The sequence below is a fragment of the Streptomyces sp. NPDC002690 genome (assembly GCF_053592415.1).
This window is the reverse complement of the sequence record NZ_JBSFVR010000142.1, coordinates 1-18,053: the sequence shown is the minus strand read 5'-3', so window position 1 is coordinate 18,053 and position 18,053 is coordinate 1. Positions and strand designations below refer to the sequence as shown.

Genomic DNA, 18,053 nt, shown 5'->3' with positions numbered 1-18,053 from the left:
AGCCCAAGGCCGCGATGGTCTACGAGGGCGACTTCGTCGCCGTCAACATCGCGGAGACCGACGCGAAGATCGGTACGGACGCCAAGGTGTTCCCGTTCCCGGCGGTCGGCGCGGACTCCCCGGTGGTGACCGGTGGGGACGCGGCGGTGGCGCTGAAGGACTCCAAGGGCGCCCAGGCTCTGCTGACGTTCCTGGCGTCCACGGACGCGGCGAAGATCTCGGCCGGAGCGGGCGGGTTCCTCTCGCCGAACAAGTCCCTGGACCCGGCCGTGTACCCGAACGAGGTGCAGCGCACCATGGCCCAGGCGCTGATCGCGGCCGGGGACGACGTCCGGTTCGACATGTCGGACCAGGCGCCCCAGTCCTTCGGCGGCACCCCGGGCAAGGGCGAGTGGAAGATCCTCCAGGACTTCCTGAAGAGCCCCGGGGACGTGGCGGGGACCCAGCGGGCGCTGGAGTCCGCCGCCGCCGAGGCGTACAAGAGCTGACGCGGTGACGACAGCGACGGCGGGGGGCGCCGGTGCGGTGCCCCCCGCCCATCCGAGTCCGCCCGTCCGCCCCCGTACCGGCCGCTCCGGCCGCGGGGTCACCGGCTCCCGCCGAACCGTCGCGGTGGCGTTCCTGCTGCCCGCGCTGGTGCTGCTGGGCGCGCTGGTGGTCTATCCGATCGCCTACTCCGTCTACCGGTCGTTCCTCGACCAGCCGGGCACCGGTTTCGCCGGGCTCGACAACTACCGGAAGCTGTTCACCGACGACACGATCCGTACGGCGGTCAAGAACAACCTGATCTGGGTGGTCCTCGCACCCACCCTCTCCACCGCGCTCGGTCTGATCTTCGCGGTGCTGACCGAACGCATCCGCTGGGGCACCGCGTTCAAGCTGGTCGTCTTCATGCCGATGGCGATCTCCATGCTGGCCGCCGGGATCATCTTCCGGCTGGTGTACGACGAGGCCCCGGAGCGCGGGGTCGCCAACGCGGTCTGGGTGGGCGTGCACGACACCTTCGCGAAGTCCGCCGGATTCCCGAAGGCGCACCCGCTGCCGGTGCACCCGCTGAAGGCGGGCGGCGGCGGGTCCTTCGTCACGAAGACGACGGTGCGGGCCGGTGTCCCGGTGCTGCTGCCGCTGGTCGGAGTCGTACCGGAGAAGATGCCCGGCGACGCCGAGCCGGCCCGTACCCCCGCGCCGGACGGCGACCGGATCACCGGCACCGCGTGGCTGGACTTCACCAGGGGCGGTGGCGGGAAGCCCAACGTGGTCGATCCGAAGGAGCTGGGTCTCAAGGGCATCGAGGTCGAGGCGGTGAAGGGCGGCAAGGTCGTCGCCACCGCCACGGCCGGCGCGGACGGGGCCTTCTCGCTGCCCGCCGCCGCCGAGGGCGCGGTGCTGCGGCTGCCCGCGGACAACTTCCGCGAGCCGTACAACGGCGTCTCCTGGCTCGGCCCGAGTCTGGTCACGCCCGGGATCATCGGCAGCTACGTCTGGATGTGGGCGGGCTTCGCGATGGTGCTGATCGCGGCGGGCCTCGCCGGGCTGCCGCGCGAACTCCTCGAAGCGGCGCGGGTCGACGGGGCGAACGAGTGGCAGGTGTTCCGGCGGATCACCGTGCCGCTGCTGGCACCGGTCCTCGCGGTGGTGCTGGTCACGCTCATGATCAACGTGCTGAAGGTCTTCGACCTCATCTTCATCATCGCGCCGGGCTCCTCCCAGGACGACGCCAATGTCCTCGCCCTCCAGCTGTACCGCTCCTCGTTCGGTACGGACGCGGACCTGGGGGTCGGCAGCGCGATCGCCGTCCTCCTGCTGCTGCTGGTGATCCCGGTGATGGCGTTCAACATCCGGCGGATACGGAAGGAGGGGCGCCGATGACGGCCTCGGTCACGACCCCCGCGTCCACCACCACGGCCGGGGCCACTCGTCCGTCGCTCGCGGTGCGGATCGCCGCGCGGGCGGGCGGCGGGGTGATGCGGGTCTTCCTCGTCCTGGTGGCCCTGTTCTGGCTGATGCCGACGATCGGGCTGCTGCTCTCCTCGCTGCGGGACGGCAAGGACATCTCGGCGAGCGGGTGGTGGCAGGTCTTCACCACCCCGTCCCAGCTGACCCTCGACAACTACCAGCACCTGCTGTCGAACCCGGCCATCACCGACTCGCTGCTCTCCACCGTGATGATCACCGTGCCGTCCACGGTCCTGGTGGTGGTGATCGGCTCGTTCGCCGGTTACGCCTTCGCCTGGATGGACTTCCCCGGCCGCGACTGGTGGTTCCTGGTGGTGGTGGGGCTGCTGGTGGTACCGGTACAGGTCGCGCTGATCCCGGTCTCCAAACTCTTCGGCACCCTCGGGATCTTCGAGACCACGCTCGGTGTGGTCCTCTTCCACACGGCCTTCGGGCTGCCGTTCGCGATCTTCCTGCTGCGGAACTTCTTCGCGGAGATCCCGCGCGAGCTCCTGGAGGCCGCCCGGCTCGACGGGGCGGGCGAGATCCGGCTCTTCACCCGGGTCGTGATGCCGCTCGGCGGACCGGCCATCGCCTCGCTCGGGATCTTCCAGTTCCTCTGGGTCTGGAACGACATGCTGGTCGCGCTGATCTTCGCGGACTCGGGCTCCCCGCCGATCACCGTGGCGCTCCAGCAGCAGGTGCGCCAGTTCGGCAACAACATCGACGTGCTGGCGCCGGGGGCGTTCGTGTCGATGGTGATCCCGCTGGCGGTGTTCTTCGCCTTCCAGCGGCAGTTCGTGTCGGGGGTGATGGCGGGGGCGGTGAAGTAGCCGACCACCCGAAAGGGGGTCCCGCTCAGAACGACAGACCGGGACCCCCTCCGGACCGCCCGGAATCGCCTCGCCCGTCAGATACCAGGGCGGTATCATCGACGTATGGCCATGACACTCCGCCTCCCCGACGACCTCGACGCCCAGCTCACCGAACGCGCCCGCCGCGAGAACCGCAGCAAGCAGGAACTCGCCATCGAGGCCATCCGCGAGGCCCAGATGCGGGCCGAGCTGAAGGTGGACGACGTCCTGTCCGAGCTGATGGAGAGCGACGCGGAGATCCTGGACCACCTGAAGTGAGCGACGTGCGTTACGTCCAGCTGGACGAGATCCTCGCCATCGCCCGCGCGGTCAACGGCACCGAGCGCAGCGTGCGCGACCTGGGGCTCCTGGTCTCGGCGATCGAACGGCCCCGGACCGACGTGTCCGGGGCCAAGCTGTACCCCACCCTTCACGAGAAGGCGGCGGCTCTGCTGCATTCCGTGGCCCGCAACCACGCGCTCGTCGACGGGAACGAGCGCACCGCCTGGCTCGCCATGCGCGTCTTCCTCCGGCTCAACGGCGTGAGCGCCGAGATCGCCCCGCCGCACGTCTCCGTGGCCGGCCCGTTCGTCGAGGACGTCGCACAGGACCACCTCGACGTGCCGGTCATCACCAAGCGCCTGTCGGAGTGGTTCCCGCTCGCGTGACCCGGCGGGGCCCCGGGCACGCGGTCGCGCGCCCCTGAGGGCTTGCAGGGAAGCAACACCTTGATTCCCTGCGAGCCCTTACCTCCCCGGGTGCTTGAGCGCCGCCACCGTGGAGGCCGCCAGGTCGTCCAGGTACCCCTTTGGCAGGCCGCCGCGGACCACCACGAGCCGCCAGTACAGCGGCCCGACGATCAGGTCGAGCGCACGGTCGGGGTCGCTGCCCTCCGGCAGCTCCCCTCGGGCCACCGCCGCCCTGACGACGACGGCGGCGACGCCCTGCTGCGGGTCGAGGAGCGCCGCCTTGATCGTGTCGGCGATCTCCGGGTTCCGGGCCGCCTCCACGAGCAGGTCGGGGATCACCTGGGAGGCGACGGGGTGGCGCAGCGCGTAGGAGACGAGCTGGAGGACCGCCCGCACGTCCCCGTGGAGCGAGCCGGTGTCGGGGATCGGCATGCCCTGTTCGGCGACGGCACCCACCAGGTCGAGCACCAGCTGCAACTTGGACTTCCAGCGCCGGTAGACGGCGGTCTTGCCGACGCCCGCGCGGCGCGCGATGCCCTCCATGGACATCCGGGCGAAGCCCACCGCGGCCAGCTCCTCGAAGACGGCGCCGCGGATCGCGTCGGTCACGTCCTCGCGCAGCACGGCGGCGCCCGCCGGGGTGCGGCGCCGGGGTCCGGGTTCGGTGCTCATGCCTTAAAGGATATCCGTAGCGACGAAACGGTTGCGTCCCGACGCACATACGATTTACGCTCAGCGTGGCGACGAAACGGTCCCGTCCCATCGTTGGGTAGCGGTTGCCCCGCAGTTCAACGCCCGTTTCCCGCCCACAGCGCTTGATCTGTTCCAGTCTTCAACGCCTGTTCCAGTCTTCAACGCCTGTTCCCAGCCTCCGTCGAAAGCGATCGTGGTGAGCCAGACAGCAGCTCCGCCGACCCCAGGGCCGGCCGAAACCGATCCCGCCGCACTCGCCCCGGTCTACGCACCGGGCGAACTGGCGGCGCTCGCCGCCCGCCACGGCCTCACCGTCAGCGGCGCCCGCCCCTCCCTGCCGTCGTACATCGCGCAGCTCTGGGGGCGCCGGCACTTCATCCTGGCGTTCGCCACGGCCAAGCTGACGGCTCAGTACAGCCAGGCGAAGCTCGGCCAGATCTGGCAGATCATGACGCCGCTGCTCAACGCCGCGGTGTTCTACTTCATCTTCGGCGTCCTGATGAACACCAAGCACGGGGTCCCCGACTTCGTGCCGTTCCTCGTCACGGGTGTCTTCATCTGGACGTTCACCTCCAGCTCGATCACGGCGGGCACCCGCGCGATCAGCGGCAACATCGGGCTGGTGCGCGCCCTGCACTTCCCGCGCGCCTCGCTGCCGGTCGCGCTCGCCCTGCAGCAGCTCCAGCAGCTGCTGTTCTCGCTCTGCGCGCTCGTCCTGATCCTGGTCGGCTTCGGGCAGTACCCCAACCCGACCTGGCTGCTCGCGATCCCCGCGCTCTTCCTCCAGGCACTCTTCAACACCGGCATCTCGATGTTCGTGGCGCGGATCACCGCGAAGACCCCGGACATCGCGCAGCTCATGCCGTTCATTCTGCGCACCTGGATGTACACGTCCGGCGTGATGTGGAGCCTCGACTCCCTCCTCACCTCGGACAGCGTCCCGCACTGGGTCGTCGTCGCGCTGGACTGCAACCCCTCGGCCATCTACATCGACCTGGTGCGGTTCGCCCTGATCGACAGTTTCACCAGCGCCCATCTGCCCCCGCACGTATGGGCGGTGGCCGCGGCGTGGGCACTGTTCTGCTCCGTCGGCGGCTTCGTGTTCTTCTGGAAGGCCGAAGAGAGGTACGGACGTGGCTGACACGACCGCGGAGCGGGAGCCCACCGTCGTCGTCGACGACGTGCACATCACCTACAAGGTCAACGGCACCAAGGGCGGCCGGGGCAGCGCGACCTCCGCGCTCAGCCGGATCGTCACCCGCCGCCAGAGCCCGGGCGTGCGCGAGGTGCACGCCGTCAAGGGTGTCAGCTTCGCCGCGTACAAGGGCGAGGCGATCGGCCTCATCGGCTCGAACGGCTCCGGCAAGTCCACCCTGCTCAAGGCCATCGCCGGACTGCTCCCGGCGACGAAGGGCAAGGTCCACACGCAGGGCCAGCCCTCGCTGCTCGGCGTGAACGCGGCGCTGATGAGCGACCTCACCGGCGAGCGGAACGTCGTGCTGGGCGGGCTGGCCATGGGCATGTCCCGCCAGGAGATCCGCGAGCGCTACGACTCCATCGTCTCCTTCTCCGGCATCAACGAGAAGGGCGACTTCATCACCCTGCCGATGCGGACGTACTCCTCCGGCATGGGCGCCCGGCTGCGGTTCTCCATCGCGGCGGCCAAGAGCCACGACGTGCTGCTGATCGACGAGGCGCTCTCCACCGGTGACGCCAAGTTCCAGAACCGGAGCAAGGACCGGATCAAGGAACTCCGCGAGGAGGCCGGCACGGTCTTCCTGGTCAGCCACAGCAACAGGTCGATCCTGGAGACCTGCGACCGGGCGATCTGGCTGGAGGCGGGCGTCCTGCGGATGGACGGCCCGGCGAAGGACGTCGTCGCCGCGTACGAACAGTTCACCAAGAAGTAGTCCCCGCGCCGGTACGTGCGAGAAGGGGGGCTCCGGGCTTACGGCCCGGAGCCCCCCTTCTCGTGCGTCACCCCCGTCAGGCGTGGGTGCGCAGCAGCGTCCGCATCGTCCGCATCGCGACCGACAGGTTCGCCAGGTCGAAGGCGTCGGAACTCTGGATCTCCTCCAGGGTGGAGCGCGACCGGGAGAGGATCGCCGCGTTCTTCTCCTCCCACGCCTTGAACCGCTCCTCCGGCGAGGCGCCGTCGGCCCCGACGGCCAGCACGTCGGCGGTGAGCGCCGCGTGGGCCGCGTACAGATCCTCGCGGATGGAGGCGCGGGCCATGGACTGCCAGCGGTCGGCGCGCGGCAGCTCGATGATCCGGTCCATCAGCGCGGTGATCCGCAGCCGGTCGGCGAGGTCGTAGTAGACCTCGGCGACGGCCAGCGGGTCCTTGCCCGTACGGTCCGCGATGGCCACGATGTCGAGCGCCGGGAACGCCGAGGAGAACCCGGCGACACGCTGCGCCAGCTGCTCGGGCACGTCCGCCGAGGTCAGCTCGTCCAGGATCTGCTGGTACCACTCCTGGTCGGTGCCCCGGAGCAGCTTGGGCATCGCGGCCCACACTTCGGCGACCCGGTCCTCGAAGAAGGCGACGGTGGCCTCGATGTCCACCGGCTGCGGGCGGTTGCCCAGCAGCCAGCGGGTGCCGCGCTCCACCAGACGGCGGGAGTGCAGGCGGATACGGGTCTGCACACCGGCGTCGACCTTGTTGTCGAGCGCCTCGACGGCGTCCCAGACCTGGTTCAGGCCGAAGATCTCGCGGGCCGCGGCCTGCGCCCGCACGATCTCCTCCACCGAGGCGCCGGTCTCTTCGCGGAAGCGGTGCAGGAAGGTGGATCCGCCGGTGTTCACCGTGTCGTTGACCAGCACCGTGGTGATGATCTCGCGGCGCAGCGCGTGGCCGTCGATCGACTCGGGGAAGCGTTCGCGCAGCTGCTTCGGGAAGTAGGCGTGCGCGAGGCGCTGGAGGTACGGGTCGTCGGGGAGGCTGGTGCGGATCAGCTCGTCGGCGGCCGTGATCTTGGTGTAGGCGAGCAGTACGGCGAGTTCCGGCTGGCTGAGTCCCTTGCCGGCGGCGAGGAGCTCACGGATCTGCCGGTCGGCGGGGAGGAACTCCAGCGCGCGGTCCAGCCCGCCGGAGGACTCCAGCCGGCGCATCGAGCGCTGGTGGGCGTGGAGCAGGTCGGTGGCCTGGGCGGTGGCGTTGGTGAGCGCGACGTTCTGCGCGTAGTTGTTGCGCAGCACGAGCGAGCCGACCTCGTCGGTCATCTCGGCGAGCAGCTTGTTGCGCTGCTTGACGGTCATGTCGCCGTCCCGGACCAGCCCGTTGAGCAGGATCTTGATGTTCACCTCGTGGTCGGAGGTGTCCACGCCGGCGCTGTTGTCGATCGCGTCGGTGTTGATCTTGCCGCCGGCCCGGGCGAACTCGATGCGGCCGAGCTGGGTGGCGCCGAGGTTGCCGCCCTCGCCGACGACCTTGGCCCGCAGCTCCTGGCCGTTGACCCGGATCGCGTCGTTGGCCTTGTCGCCGACGTCGGCGTCGGTCTCGGCGGAGGACTTGACGTAGGTGCCGATGCCGCCGTTCCACAGCAGGTCGACGGGCGCCCGCAGGATGGCCTTCATCAGGTCGGCGGGGGTCATCTTGGTGATGCCCGCCTCGATGCCGAGGGCCTCGCGGACGTGCGCGTTGACCGGGATGGACTTCGCGGAACGGGGGTGGACACCGCCGCCCGGCGAGAGCAGCTTGGTGTCGTAGTCGGCCCAGGAGCTGCGGGGCAGCTCGAAGATCCGGCGCCGCTCGGCGTAGGAGACGGCGGCGTCCGGGGTCGGGTCGAGGAAGATGTGCCGGTGGTCGAAGGCCGCGACCAGCCGGATGTGCTCGGAGAGCAGCATGCCGTTGCCGAACACGTCGCCGGACATGTCGCCGACGCCGACGACGGTGAAGTCCTCGGTCTGGGTGTCGTGGCCCAGCGCGCGGAAGTGGCGCTTGACGGACTCCCAGGCGCCGCGCGCGGTGATGCCCATGCCCTTGTGGTCGTATCCGGCGGAACCACCGGAGGCGAAGGCGTCGCCGAGCCAGAAGTTGTACGCGACGGCGACCTCGTTGGCGATGTCGGAGAAGCTCGCGGTGCCCTTGTCGGCGGCGACGACGAGGTAGGTGTCGTCCTCGTCGTGGCGGACCACGTCGACGGGCGGCACGGTCTCGCCGGCCACCAGGTTGTCGGTGATGTCGAGCAGCGCCGAGACGAAGACGCGGTACGCGGCGATGCCCTCGGCGAGCCAGGCGTCCCGGTCGAGCGCCGGGTCCGGGAGCTGCTTGGCGACGAACCCGCCCTTCGCGCCCACCGGCACGATCACGGTGTTCTTCACCATCTGTGCCTTGACCAGGCCGAGGACCTCGGTACGGAAGTCCTCGCGCCGGTCGGACCAGCGCAGTCCGCCGCGGGCGACCTTGCCGAAGCGCAGGTGGACGCCTTCGACGCGGGGCGAGTACACCCAGATCTCGAAGGCGGGGCGCGGGGCCGGCAGGTCGGGGATGGCCTGCGGGTCGAACTTCATCGAGACGTAGCCGTGCGGCTCGCCGTCGTCGGCGTGCTGGAAGAAGTTGGTCCGCAGGGTCGCCTTGATGACGGTGAGGAACGAGCGCAGGATGCGGTCCTCGTCGAGCGAGGCCACCTGGTCCAGCGCACCGTCGAGCTCTTCGAGCAGTCCGTCGGTCAGTTCCCGGCCGGCGTTCTGGCGGGCGGGCGACATCCGGGCCTCGAAGAGGGAGACCAGCAGCCGGGTGGTGTGGACGTTGTCGCGGAGGGTGTCCTCCATGTAGTCCTGGCTGAAGGTCGAACCCGCCTGGCGCAGGTACTTCGCGTAGGCGCGGAGCACCATCGCCTGCCGCCAGTCGAGTCCGGCGCGCAGCACGAGGGAGTTGAAGCCGTCGTTCTCTGCGGCGCCGGTCCAGACGGCGGCGAAGGCCCGCTGGAAGCGGTCGCGGGCGTCGTCGGCGAGGTGGTCGCCGTTGCCGGTGGGCATCCGGAGCCCGAAGTCGTAGATCCAGCCGGTCGTCCGGTCCGCGCAGCGCAGTTCGTACGGGCGTTCGTCGACGACCTCCACGCCCAGGCGCTGGAGCACCGGGAGGACGGCGGAGAGGGAGACGGGCTCGCCGGTCCGGTAGATCTTGAAGCGGCGCTCCCCGGGCAACGCGCCGACCGGCTCGTACAGGCTGAGCGCGAAGTCCTTCTCGCCCGCCTTGAGCGCTTCGAGGTGGACCAGGTCGGCCACGGCGGCGCGCGGCGAGTGGTCGGCCTTGTAGCCCTCGGGGAAGGAACGGGCGTAGCGACGCAGCAGTTCGGCGGCGCGCTCCTCGCCGCATTCTGCGTTCAGGGCCTCCTGGAAGCCGTCCGACCAGGAGCGGGCGGCCTCGACGAGACGCGCCTCGATGTGTTCGGTGTCGGCGTCGGTCAGGTGCGGCAGTTCGGTGCCGGGGGCGACCCGGACGACGAAGTGCAGCCGGGACAGGATCGACTCGGTGTTCCAGGCGGTGAAGTCGACGCTGGTCCCGCCGAGTTCCTCCTTGAGGATGTCGATCAGCCGCAGCCGGACACCGGTGGTGTAGCGGTCGCGAGGCAGGTAGACGAGGGCCGAGTAGTAGCGGCCGTACTCGTCCTGGCGCAGGTAGAGCCGCAGGCGGCGGCGTTCCTGGAGGTAGAGCACCGAGGTGACGATCGAGCGGAGCTGATCGGTCGGCGTCTGGAACATGTCGTCGCGCGGGTAGGTCTCCAGGATCTGGAGCAGGTCGCGGCCGTCGTGACTGTTGTCCGAGAAGCCGGCGCCCTCCAGCACCTCGGCGACCTTGCGGCGGACGACCGGGACCCGGCGCACCGACTCGGTGTAGGCGGCGGAGGAGAAGAGGCCGAGGAAGCGGCGCTCGCCGACGACGTTGCCGTCGGCGTCGAACTTCTTCACACCGACGTAGTCGAGGTAGCTCGGGCGGTGGACCGTCGAGCGGCTGTTGGCCTTGGTCAGGATGAGCAGCTTGTGCTCGCGGGCCTTGGCGCGGGCGTCGGCGGGAAGCCGGTCGAAGGACGGGCTGACGGGGTGCGCCTCGTCCTCGTGGTGCTTGGGGTCGGAGCGCAGGATACCGAGGCCGGTGCCGGGCACGGCGGCCAGCGAGTCGCCGTTCTTCAGCTCGTACTCGCGGTATCCGAGGAAGGTGAAGTGGTCGGCGGCGAGCCAGCGCAGCAGTTCGCCGGCCTCCTCGATCTCCTCGACGGGGAGGTCGTCGGTGGGCTCGCCCTTCAGGCCGTCCGCGATGCGCAGCGCGGCGGCGCGCATCTTGTCCCAGTCCTCGACGGTCTCCCGGACATCGGACAGGACGCGCAGCAGGTCGGCGGTGATCTCCTTGAGGTCCTCGCGGTCCGTCTCGCGGTCGATCTCCACGTGGATCCAGGACTCGACGAGGACGTCGTGCGGCAGCGCCTGTCCGGTGGAGCCCGCGCCGGTGGCCGTCCGGCTCTCGCCCTGACGGACACCGGGGATACCGCTGCCGTCGGCGAGGACCTCGATCAGCTTGCCCGTGACGTCGCGGCGCACCAGGACCTGGGGGTGGATGACCAGGTGGATGCCACGGTTCTGGCGGGACAGCTCGTTGGTGACGGAGTCGACGAGGAACGGCATGTCGTCGGTGACGACCTCGACCACGGAGTGGCTGGACGTCCAGCCGTTCTCCTCCACGGTCGGGGTGTGCACCCGGACGTTGGCCGTGCCCTGGGGGCGGTTCTCGGCCAGCCGGTAGTGCGAGGAGGCGGCTCCGAAGACGTCGACCGGGTCCCGGCCGCTCAGGTCCTCCGGGGCGGTGTGCAAGTAGTAGCGCTGGAGGTAGGAGAGGAGCGTGTCCCGGCCGGACCGCTCCTCCCCGTCCGTGCCGGCCGTGGCGACGCGCACCCGGGGGGTACCCCCCGGGCCGCCGGCACCACCGCCCGGGCTGTTGTCAGCTACCTCGGCGGCCCGTGCGAGCAGCTCGGCCTTGGCTTCGTCCAGCTTGGTCTGCATGTCCTCTGGCTCCTGTCGCGCGCCATTGCGTGACGTAGGTGAGAAAAGCGGCACAACGCCACGACGCGGGGTATCCGGTCGTAGTCGACGCTATGCCGCGATGAGAGATACCCGGGACCAAATCGGCGATATTCAGCCGTGGGTCGGGGTGATGGCGATCACGGACGGCCCGGGTGCGGGTGCACTCCGGGACCGGGCCGGGGGCGTCGGTGCCCCCGAGACGTATCGCGCTGATCACGGACACCAGGCTATCTCGCCCGGACGGGTGGCCGTCATGAACCGTATGTGTACAAACGAAGACCTGCTTTTTGGACAGTTCGTACAGTACGTCGCCCGCTCGCGGCGAAGGCGCGCCCTCTTGGCGTGAGCGCCCGGCCCGTGCAGGCTGGACCTCGCCGCACGCGGCCGGGCGCACGCCCGCACCCGGCCGACCCACGAACCCTGGGGGCCCAGTCATGGCACCGAAGATCCTGCTCGTCACCGGCGACGCGGCCGAGTCGCTGGAGGTCCTCTACCCGTACCAGCGCCTGCGCGAGGAGGGGTACGAGGTCGACATCGCCGCCCCCGAACGCAAGACCCTCCGCTTCGTGGTCCACGACTTCGAGCCCGGCTTCGACACGTACACCGAGAAGCCGGGCTACACCTGGCCGGCCGACCTCGCGTTCTCCGAGGTGGTGCCCGGCGACTACGCCGCCCTGGTGATCCCCGGCGGCCGGGCACCGGAGTACCTCCGCAACAACGCCGATCTGCGGAGAATCGTCGCCGCCTTCTTCGAGGACGCCCGACCGGTCGCGCAGATCTGCCACGGCCCGCTGATCACCGCCGCGACGGGCAGCCTCGACGGGCGCGAGGTGACCGCCTATCCGGCGCTGGAGCCGGACATGCGGACGGCGGGGGCCGCCTTCCAGGACGCGGAGGCGGTGGTCGACGGCACCCTCGTCTCCTCGCGCGCCTGGCCCGACCACTCGGCATGGATGCGCGAGTTCCTCAAGGTGCTCCGCGCGAAGGCCCCGGTCGCCTGAGCCACCCGTCCGGGGCCGACGACGGCTCGGCCCCGGACCGGCTCAGCCCCGGACCGGGCTCAGGCCGTCATCGATTCCGCCAGCGCGACCGCTTCGGCCAGGCTGTCCACCACCGGCACGCCGGCCGCCTCCAGAGCGGCCCGGTCGTGCGAGCCTCCGGTGAACAGCACCGCCCGGGCGCCGACGTGCGCCGCGGCCACGGCGTCGTCCACCGCGTCCCCGATGATCACCGCGTGCTCCGGGGCGACCGTGCCGAGCGCGGCGAAGTGACGCTCCATGTGGAGCACCTTGCTGCCGCCCGAGGGCCCGGTGCGCCCGTCGACCCGGACGAAGTGCTCCTCGATGCCGTACCCGCGCACGGTCGGGACCAGCGTCTCGTGGCCGTGCATGCTCAGCAGTGACTGGCTGCGGCCGTCCCGCCGCCAGCCCGCGAGCAGGTCGGCGGCGCCGTCGGTGAGGAGGCAGGCCGCGAGGAGCTCGGCGTAGGCGTCGTGGAAGACGACGTCCATCCGCTGCCATTCGGCGTCGTTCGGTATCCGGCCCAGCAGCCGCTCGTAGAAGAGCGGTATGGGCACGCAGTACGTCGCGCGGTACCGCTCCACCGTGATCGGCGCGAGCCCCACCTCGGCGAAGGCCGAATTGGTCGCCCCGACGACGGCATGGATGTCGTCGAGCAGTGTGCCGTTCCAGTCCCAGACCAGATGTGGGCGGTTGTCGCCGTGCTTCGCCATGGGAACGACCGTACTCGGCGGGTCCGACAACCGGGGAGGCCGCCCGTGATTCGGTCGGGGCGGCCCTGTTCTCAGCCGAGCAGCTGCGGGATCTCCTGCACGCCGAACCAGAGCAGCTCGTGGTCCTCCGCGCCGTCCACCGTGAACCGCGCGTCGTCGTCGCCGTGGTCGGCGGCGCCCAGAGCCGCGGCGGCGGCCGTCACGTCCTTCTCGGCGTCGTCGGAGTCCACGTGCACGGCTGCCGCCTTGGCGAGCGGCACGGCCGAGGCGAGACGCACCTCGCCGACCGAGTCGGAGTCCAGGCCCCCGTCGGGGTCGCCGAGCGCGTCGCCGTCCGGTACGTCGAAGGCGAGGACGACCCGTCGGCGCGGCTCCTCGGGCAGGGCGGCGATCAGCCGGAGCGAGGCGGCGGCGGCCCGGTTGAGCGCCGCGTACTCCAGCTCCTCGATGTCGTCGGAGACGTACCACTCGCGCAGCCCGGGGGTCACGGCGTAGGCGGTCAGCGGTCCGGGGCCAAGCTCGCCCGCCCCGTGCGCCGCGGCGAGACCGGAGAGGGTCAGGGGGACGTACACGCGCATGGCTTGGCCGCTTTCCGTAGTCGACAGACGCCCTCAGGATACGTCGGCGGTCCCCCTTCGGGGCGGGGTGGGCGGCCTCTCCCTGACGCCCCCGGGTGCCCGGCCGTCCGCCCGCTCCTCGGGCGCCTGCCCGCCCCCCTCACCCGGATAGGTGATCCGAGCCGTACGCCCCGGACGGCTCCGGCGTTCCTTGCGGCCCCGCCGCGACTCCCCGTAGAAGATGCGCAACGCAACGTCGCCGTCCGGTACGACCGGCGGCCTCACACGGGGGCTATGACCATGAGCACGGACCGGACCAGGACGTTACGCGCGGACCGCCGCACCCGCACCGAACAGCGCGGCGCCACCCGCCCGGCGGGCGGCAGGCCGGCGGCCCGGCGCGACCAGCGCCGGCCCGGCACCGTCCCGGCGCAGCGCGGCCCGCTCCCGGTACGGGGCCCGGTGCGCCCGCACCACTGGTTCGCGGAACGCCTGCTCGCCGTGCTCAGCGGGCGCCGCCCGGTCCACTGGATGCTCGGCCACACCGTGGGCGAGGCGTACGACCAGCTCGCCGAGTTGGCCCCCGGCGCCCCGCTGCGTGCCGTCTGGGGCAACAGCCCGGTGCTGCGCGGGTGTTACGGCGCGCAGCCCGCGACCGGCGTGGTCGAGGCGTTCGCGAGCATCTGGGGCGGCGGCCGGGTGCACGCCATGGCGTTCCGGCTGGAGCAGGGCGCCGATCTGCGCTGGCGCTGCGCGGCGGTGGAGCTGGGCGGCGAACGCGTACCTGTCTGAGCCCACCGGTACGCGGGAAGGGCAGGCAAGGGCCAGGGCGGGTCGGGCCAGGACAGGTCGGGCAAGAGCAGGGCGGGCAAGGGCCAGGGCGGGCAAGGGCCAGGGCGGGTAAGGGCACGACCGCCGGGCGGCCGTGGAAAACCGGCGGGGCCGGGACCTCCGTGGAGATCCCGGCCCCGCCGGTGCGTACGGCAGCCGTCCTCGGCCGCCGGCGTCGACTACTTCTTGCGGCGACGGCCGCCGCCGCCCGCGCTCTTCTGCGCCTTGCGGCGCTCGGCGCGGGTCAGGCCGTCGCTCTCGGAGGCGTTGTCGGCGAACTCGCCCTCCACCACGCCGCCTTCGCCGTCCACCGTGGGGGCGGAGAAGTGCAGGCGGTCGGGGCGCTGCGGGGCTTCGAGGCCCTTGGCGCGGATCTCCGGCCGGGCGGTCGCCGCGACACCGGCGCCCTCCTTGGTGAGCGAGGGCTGCTCGGAGTCGTCCTTGACCGGGACTTCCTCGACCTGCTGCTCGACCTGGACCTCCAGGTTGAAGAGGTAGCCGACGGACTCCTCCTTGATGCCCTCCATCATGGCGTTGAACATGTCGAACCCTTCGCGCTGGTACTCGACCAGCGGGTCCTTCTGCGCCATGGCGCGGAGGCCGATGCCCTCCTGGAGGTAGTCCATCTCGTAGAGGTGCTCGCGCCACTTGCGGTCGAGGACCGAGAGGACCACGCGACGCTCCAGCTCACGCATGATCTCGGAGCCGAGGGAGTTCTCCCGCTCCTCGTACTGCGCGTGGATGTCGTCCTTGACGGACTCGGCGATGAAGTCCGCCGTGACACCGGCGAGGTCGCCGGCCGCTTCCTCCAGCTCCTCCACGGTGACCTTCACCGGGTAGAGCTGCTTGAAGGCGCCCCACAGCCGGTCGAGGTCCCACTCCTCCGCGAAGCCCTCGGCGGTCTCCTGGCGGATGTAGTCGTCGATCGTGTCGTCCATGAAGTGACGGATCTGGTCCTGGAGGTCCTCGCCCTCCAGGACGCGACGCCGCTCGCCGTAGATGACCTCGCGCTGACGGTTGAGCACCTCGTCGTACTTCAGGACGTTCTTACGCGTCTCGAAGTTCTGCTGCTCGACCTGGGACTGCGCGGAGGCGATGGCGCGGGTGACCATCTTGTTCTCGATCGGCACGTCGTCGGGGACGTTCGCCATCGACATCACGCGCTCCACCATCTGCGCCTTGAACAGGCGCATCAGGTCGTCGCCCAGCGAGAGGTAGAAGCGGGACTCGCCCGGGTCGCCCTGACGGCCGGAACGGCCGCGCAGCTGGTTGTCGATGCGGCGCGACTCGTGGCGCTCGGTGCCCAGGACGTACAGCCCGCCGAGGTCCTTGACCTCCTCGAACTCCGCCTTCACGGCCAGCTCGGCCTTCTCCAGCGCGGCGGGCAGGGCGGCGGCCCACTCCTCGACGTGCTCGACCGGGTCGAGGCCGCGCTGGCGCAGCTCCGCCTCGGCGAGGTCGTCGGGGTTGCCGCCGAGCTTGATGTCGGTGCCTCGGCCGGCCATGTTCGTCGCGACGGTGACGGCGCCCTTACGGCCGGCCTGGGCGACGATGGTCGCCTCACGGTCGTGCTGCTTGGCGTTGAGCACCTCGTGCTGGACACCGCGCTTGGAGAGCTGCTGCGAGAGGTACTCGGACTTCTCGACCGAGGTGGTGCCGACCAGGATCGGCTGCCCCTTCTCGTGCTTCTCCGCGATGTCGTCGACGACGGCGGCGAACTTGGCGACCTCGGTGCGGTAGATCAGGTCGGACTGGTCGAGGCGGACCATCGGACGGTTCGTCGGGATCGGCACGACGCCCAGCTTGTAGATCTGGTGGAACTCGGCGGCCTCGGTCATGGCCGTACCGGTCATGCCCGAGAGCTTGCTGTAGAGGCGGAAGAAGTTCTGCAGGGTGATCGTGGCGAGCGTCTGGTTCTCGTCCTTGATGTCCACCCCTTCCTTCGCCTCGATCGCCTGGTGCATGCCCTCGTTGTAGCGGCGGCCGGCGAGGATACGGCCGGTGTGCTCGTCGACGATCATGACCTCGCCGTCGATGACGACGTAGTCCTTGTCCTTCTTGAAGAGTTCCTTCGCCTTGATGGCGTTGTTGAGGTACCCGACGAGAGGCGTGTTGACCGACTCGTAGAGGTTGTCGATCCCGAGCCAGTCCTCGACCTTGGCGACGCCGGACTCGTGGATGGCCACGGTCCGCTTCTTCTCGTCGACCTCGTAGTCGCCGGTCTCCTCGATGCCCTTGAGCTGGTTGCCCGCCTCGCCCTTGGTGAGCCGGGTGACCAGCTTGGCGAAGTCGCCGTACCACTTGGTGGCCTGGTCGGCCGGGCCCGAGATGATCAGCGGGGTACGCGCCTCGTCGACGAGGATCGAGTCGACCTCGTCGACGACGGCGAAGTTGTGGCCGCGCTGGACGAGCTCGTCCTGGGACCATGCCATGTTGTCGCGGAGGTAGTCGAAGCCGAACTCGTTGTTCGTGCCGTACGTGATGTCGCAGGCGTACTGCTCACGGCGCTGCGCCGGGGTCATGTTCGCGACGATGCAGCCGACGGTCAGGCCGAGGAACTTGTGGACCCGGCCCATCAGCTCGGAGTCACGCTCGGCCAGGTAGTCGTTGACCGTGATCAGGTGGACGCCCTTGCCGGAGATGGCGTTGAGGTACGTCGGCAGGGTGCCGACGAGGGTCTTGCCCTCACCGGTCTTCATCTCCGCGACGTACCCGAGGTGCAGGGCGGCGCCGCCCATCATCTGGACGTCGTAGTGGCGCTGTCCGAGGACGCGCTTGGCGGCCTCACGGACGGTGGCGAACGCCTCGGGGAGCAGGTCGTCCAGGCTCTCGCCGTCCGCGTACCGTTCCTTGTACTCGTCGGTGAGCGCCCGCAGCTCGGCGTCGGAGAGGTTGACGAAGTCCTCTTCGATGGAGCTGACCTGGTCCGCGATGCGGTGCAGTTTGCGCAGGATCTTGCCTTCGCCTGCACGCATGAGCTTGTTGAAGACGGACACTGAGGCTGGTCTCCTTGCCGGTCGGGCCTGGCACTGGGTCGTTTGACGGACGCTGGCGCGGGCACGGCAGGTGGGCCCCACCGCAACGGCCATCGTAAGCGAGGACACCGCCGCGCCGGGAGGGCTGCCCCTGGGTGGACCTCACCGCGCCTTCCAGGACAACGGCCGAAGGGCCTGGAAGGTGCCGGGAAGCCCGGAAAGTGCTCCCGGACCGGGCCGCGGTCACCAGAATGCGCCCATGGAGCCGATCACCCTCACCTCCCGCCGCCTGCTGCTCCGTCCCTTCACTCCCGGGGACACGGACGCGGTCCACCTCGCCTGCCAGGACCCGGAGATCCTCCGCTGGACGGAGATCCCGTCGCCGTACCTGCGCTCCGACGCCGAACTCTTCACCGGCACCATCGCCCCGGCGGGCTGGCGGGACGATTCCGGTTACCACTTCGCCGTGGTGGAGCGGTCCGGTGCGCTGGCGGGCGCCCTCGGCCTCGTCCCCCGCCCGTCCTCCGGCACGTACGAAGTCGGCTTCTGGCTGGCCCGCGAGCACCGCGGCCAGGGGTACGGGACGGAGGCGGTGGTCCGCCTGGCGCGCTGGGCGTTCTCCGCGCTGGGGGCGGTACGGCTGGAGTGGTGGGCCGAGGCGGGCAACGTGGCCGGCGCCCGGGTGCGAACCCGCCGCTCCGGCCAGTCGTCGTATCGACGAGCCTATCGCGCCGGGCGTCACGCCCTGTACCGCATTACCCCGTGGC

14 protein-coding genes and 1 pseudogene are annotated in these 18,053 nt (G+C 70.4%); 10 read left to right on the top strand and 5 right to left on the bottom strand.

All coding sequences use genetic code 11. From position 1 onward, the window contains the following. The 5 genes and pseudogenes from ACWD3D_RS19020 to ACWD3D_RS19000 form a co-directional block, all read left to right on the top strand. A pseudogene (locus tag ACWD3D_RS19020) lies at positions 1-488 on the top strand (carbohydrate ABC transporter substrate-binding protein); the annotation flags it as partial. Positions 489-492: 4 nt separating this feature from the next. After that, positions 493-1,869: a carbohydrate ABC transporter permease gene (locus ACWD3D_RS19015; protein ID WP_451461998.1), complete on the top strand. Its 1,377-nt coding sequence runs from the start codon at positions 493-495 to the stop codon at positions 1,867-1,869. Next, on the top strand, positions 1,866-2,768 hold the full coding sequence (locus tag ACWD3D_RS19010; protein WP_451461997.1) for a carbohydrate ABC transporter permease: 903 nt from the start codon (positions 1,866-1,868) through the stop codon (positions 2,766-2,768). Before ACWD3D_RS19015 ends, ACWD3D_RS19010 begins: the two co-directional genes overlap by 4 nt. 105 nt (positions 2,769-2,873) lie before the next feature. Then, positions 2,874-3,068, top strand: a complete 195-nt coding sequence (locus ACWD3D_RS19005) for a ribbon-helix-helix protein, CopG family (RefSeq protein WP_451461996.1) — start codon at positions 2,874-2,876, stop codon at positions 3,066-3,068. Next, positions 3,065-3,457, top strand: a complete 393-nt coding sequence (locus tag ACWD3D_RS19000) for a type II toxin-antitoxin system death-on-curing family toxin (RefSeq protein WP_451461995.1) — start codon at positions 3,065-3,067, stop codon at positions 3,455-3,457. The genes ACWD3D_RS19005 and ACWD3D_RS19000 overlap by 4 nt, the downstream gene beginning before the upstream one ends. A gap of 78 nt (positions 3,458-3,535) precedes the next feature. On the opposite strand, the gene ACWD3D_RS18995 is transcribed toward ACWD3D_RS19000, so the two are convergent. Then, a complete protein-coding gene (locus ACWD3D_RS18995; protein ID WP_451461994.1) occupies positions 3,536-4,150 on the bottom strand; it encodes a TetR/AcrR family transcriptional regulator in 615 nt (204 codons plus the stop codon). Positions 4,151-4,364: 214 nt separating this feature from the next. On the opposite strand from ACWD3D_RS18995, the gene ACWD3D_RS18990 reads away from it, so the two are divergent. Together ACWD3D_RS18990 and ACWD3D_RS18985 are read left to right on the top strand one after the other, a co-directional pair. Further along, a complete protein-coding gene (locus ACWD3D_RS18990; protein WP_266704976.1) occupies positions 4,365-5,312 on the top strand; it encodes an ABC transporter permease in 948 nt (315 codons plus the stop codon). Continuing rightward, positions 5,305-6,081, top strand: a complete 777-nt coding sequence (locus tag ACWD3D_RS18985) for an ABC transporter ATP-binding protein (protein WP_451461993.1) — start codon at positions 5,305-5,307, stop codon at positions 6,079-6,081. Before ACWD3D_RS18990 ends, ACWD3D_RS18985 begins: the two co-directional genes overlap by 8 nt. A 76-nt stretch (positions 6,082-6,157) precedes the next feature. Here the strand turns inward: ACWD3D_RS18985 and ACWD3D_RS18980 are convergent, their stop codons facing one another. After that, complete coding sequence (locus tag ACWD3D_RS18980) at positions 6,158-11,170, bottom strand: NAD-glutamate dehydrogenase (RefSeq protein ID WP_451461992.1); 5,013 nt, start codon at positions 11,168-11,170, stop codon at positions 6,158-6,160. A 455-nt stretch (positions 11,171-11,625) separates the two neighbouring features. Here ACWD3D_RS18980 and ACWD3D_RS18975 point away from each other — a divergent pair, with 455 nt between their 5' ends. Further along, complete coding sequence (locus tag ACWD3D_RS18975; protein ID WP_451461991.1) at positions 11,626-12,192, top strand: DJ-1/PfpI family protein; 567 nt, start codon at positions 11,626-11,628, stop codon at positions 12,190-12,192. Between the two features lie 59 nt (positions 12,193-12,251). Here ACWD3D_RS18975 and ACWD3D_RS18970 read toward each other — a convergent pair whose 3' ends face one another. Next, a complete protein-coding gene (locus ACWD3D_RS18970) occupies positions 12,252-12,923 on the bottom strand; it encodes an HAD family hydrolase (protein WP_451461990.1) in 672 nt (223 codons plus the stop codon). A gap of 71 nt (positions 12,924-12,994) precedes the next feature. After that, complete coding sequence (locus tag ACWD3D_RS18965) at positions 12,995-13,501, bottom strand: DUF6912 family protein (RefSeq protein ID WP_451461989.1); 507 nt, start codon at positions 13,499-13,501, stop codon at positions 12,995-12,997. A 273-nt stretch (positions 13,502-13,774) separates the two neighbouring features. On the opposite strand from ACWD3D_RS18965, the gene ACWD3D_RS18960 reads away from it, so the two are divergent. Further along, complete coding sequence (locus ACWD3D_RS18960; RefSeq protein ID WP_451461988.1) at positions 13,775-14,272, top strand: Rv3235 family protein; 498 nt, start codon at positions 13,775-13,777, stop codon at positions 14,270-14,272. A 218-nt stretch (positions 14,273-14,490) separates the two neighbouring features. On the opposite strand, the gene secA is transcribed toward ACWD3D_RS18960, so the two are convergent. Then, positions 14,491-17,307, bottom strand: a complete 2,817-nt coding sequence (secA, locus tag ACWD3D_RS18955; protein ID WP_451461987.1) for a preprotein translocase subunit SecA — start codon at positions 17,305-17,307, stop codon at positions 14,491-14,493. Positions 17,308-17,545: 238 nt separating this feature from the next. Here secA and ACWD3D_RS18950 point away from each other — a divergent pair. Beyond that, a partial coding sequence (locus tag ACWD3D_RS18950; protein WP_451461986.1) for a GNAT family N-acetyltransferase occupies positions 17,546-18,053 on the top strand: 508 nt, incomplete at its 3' end.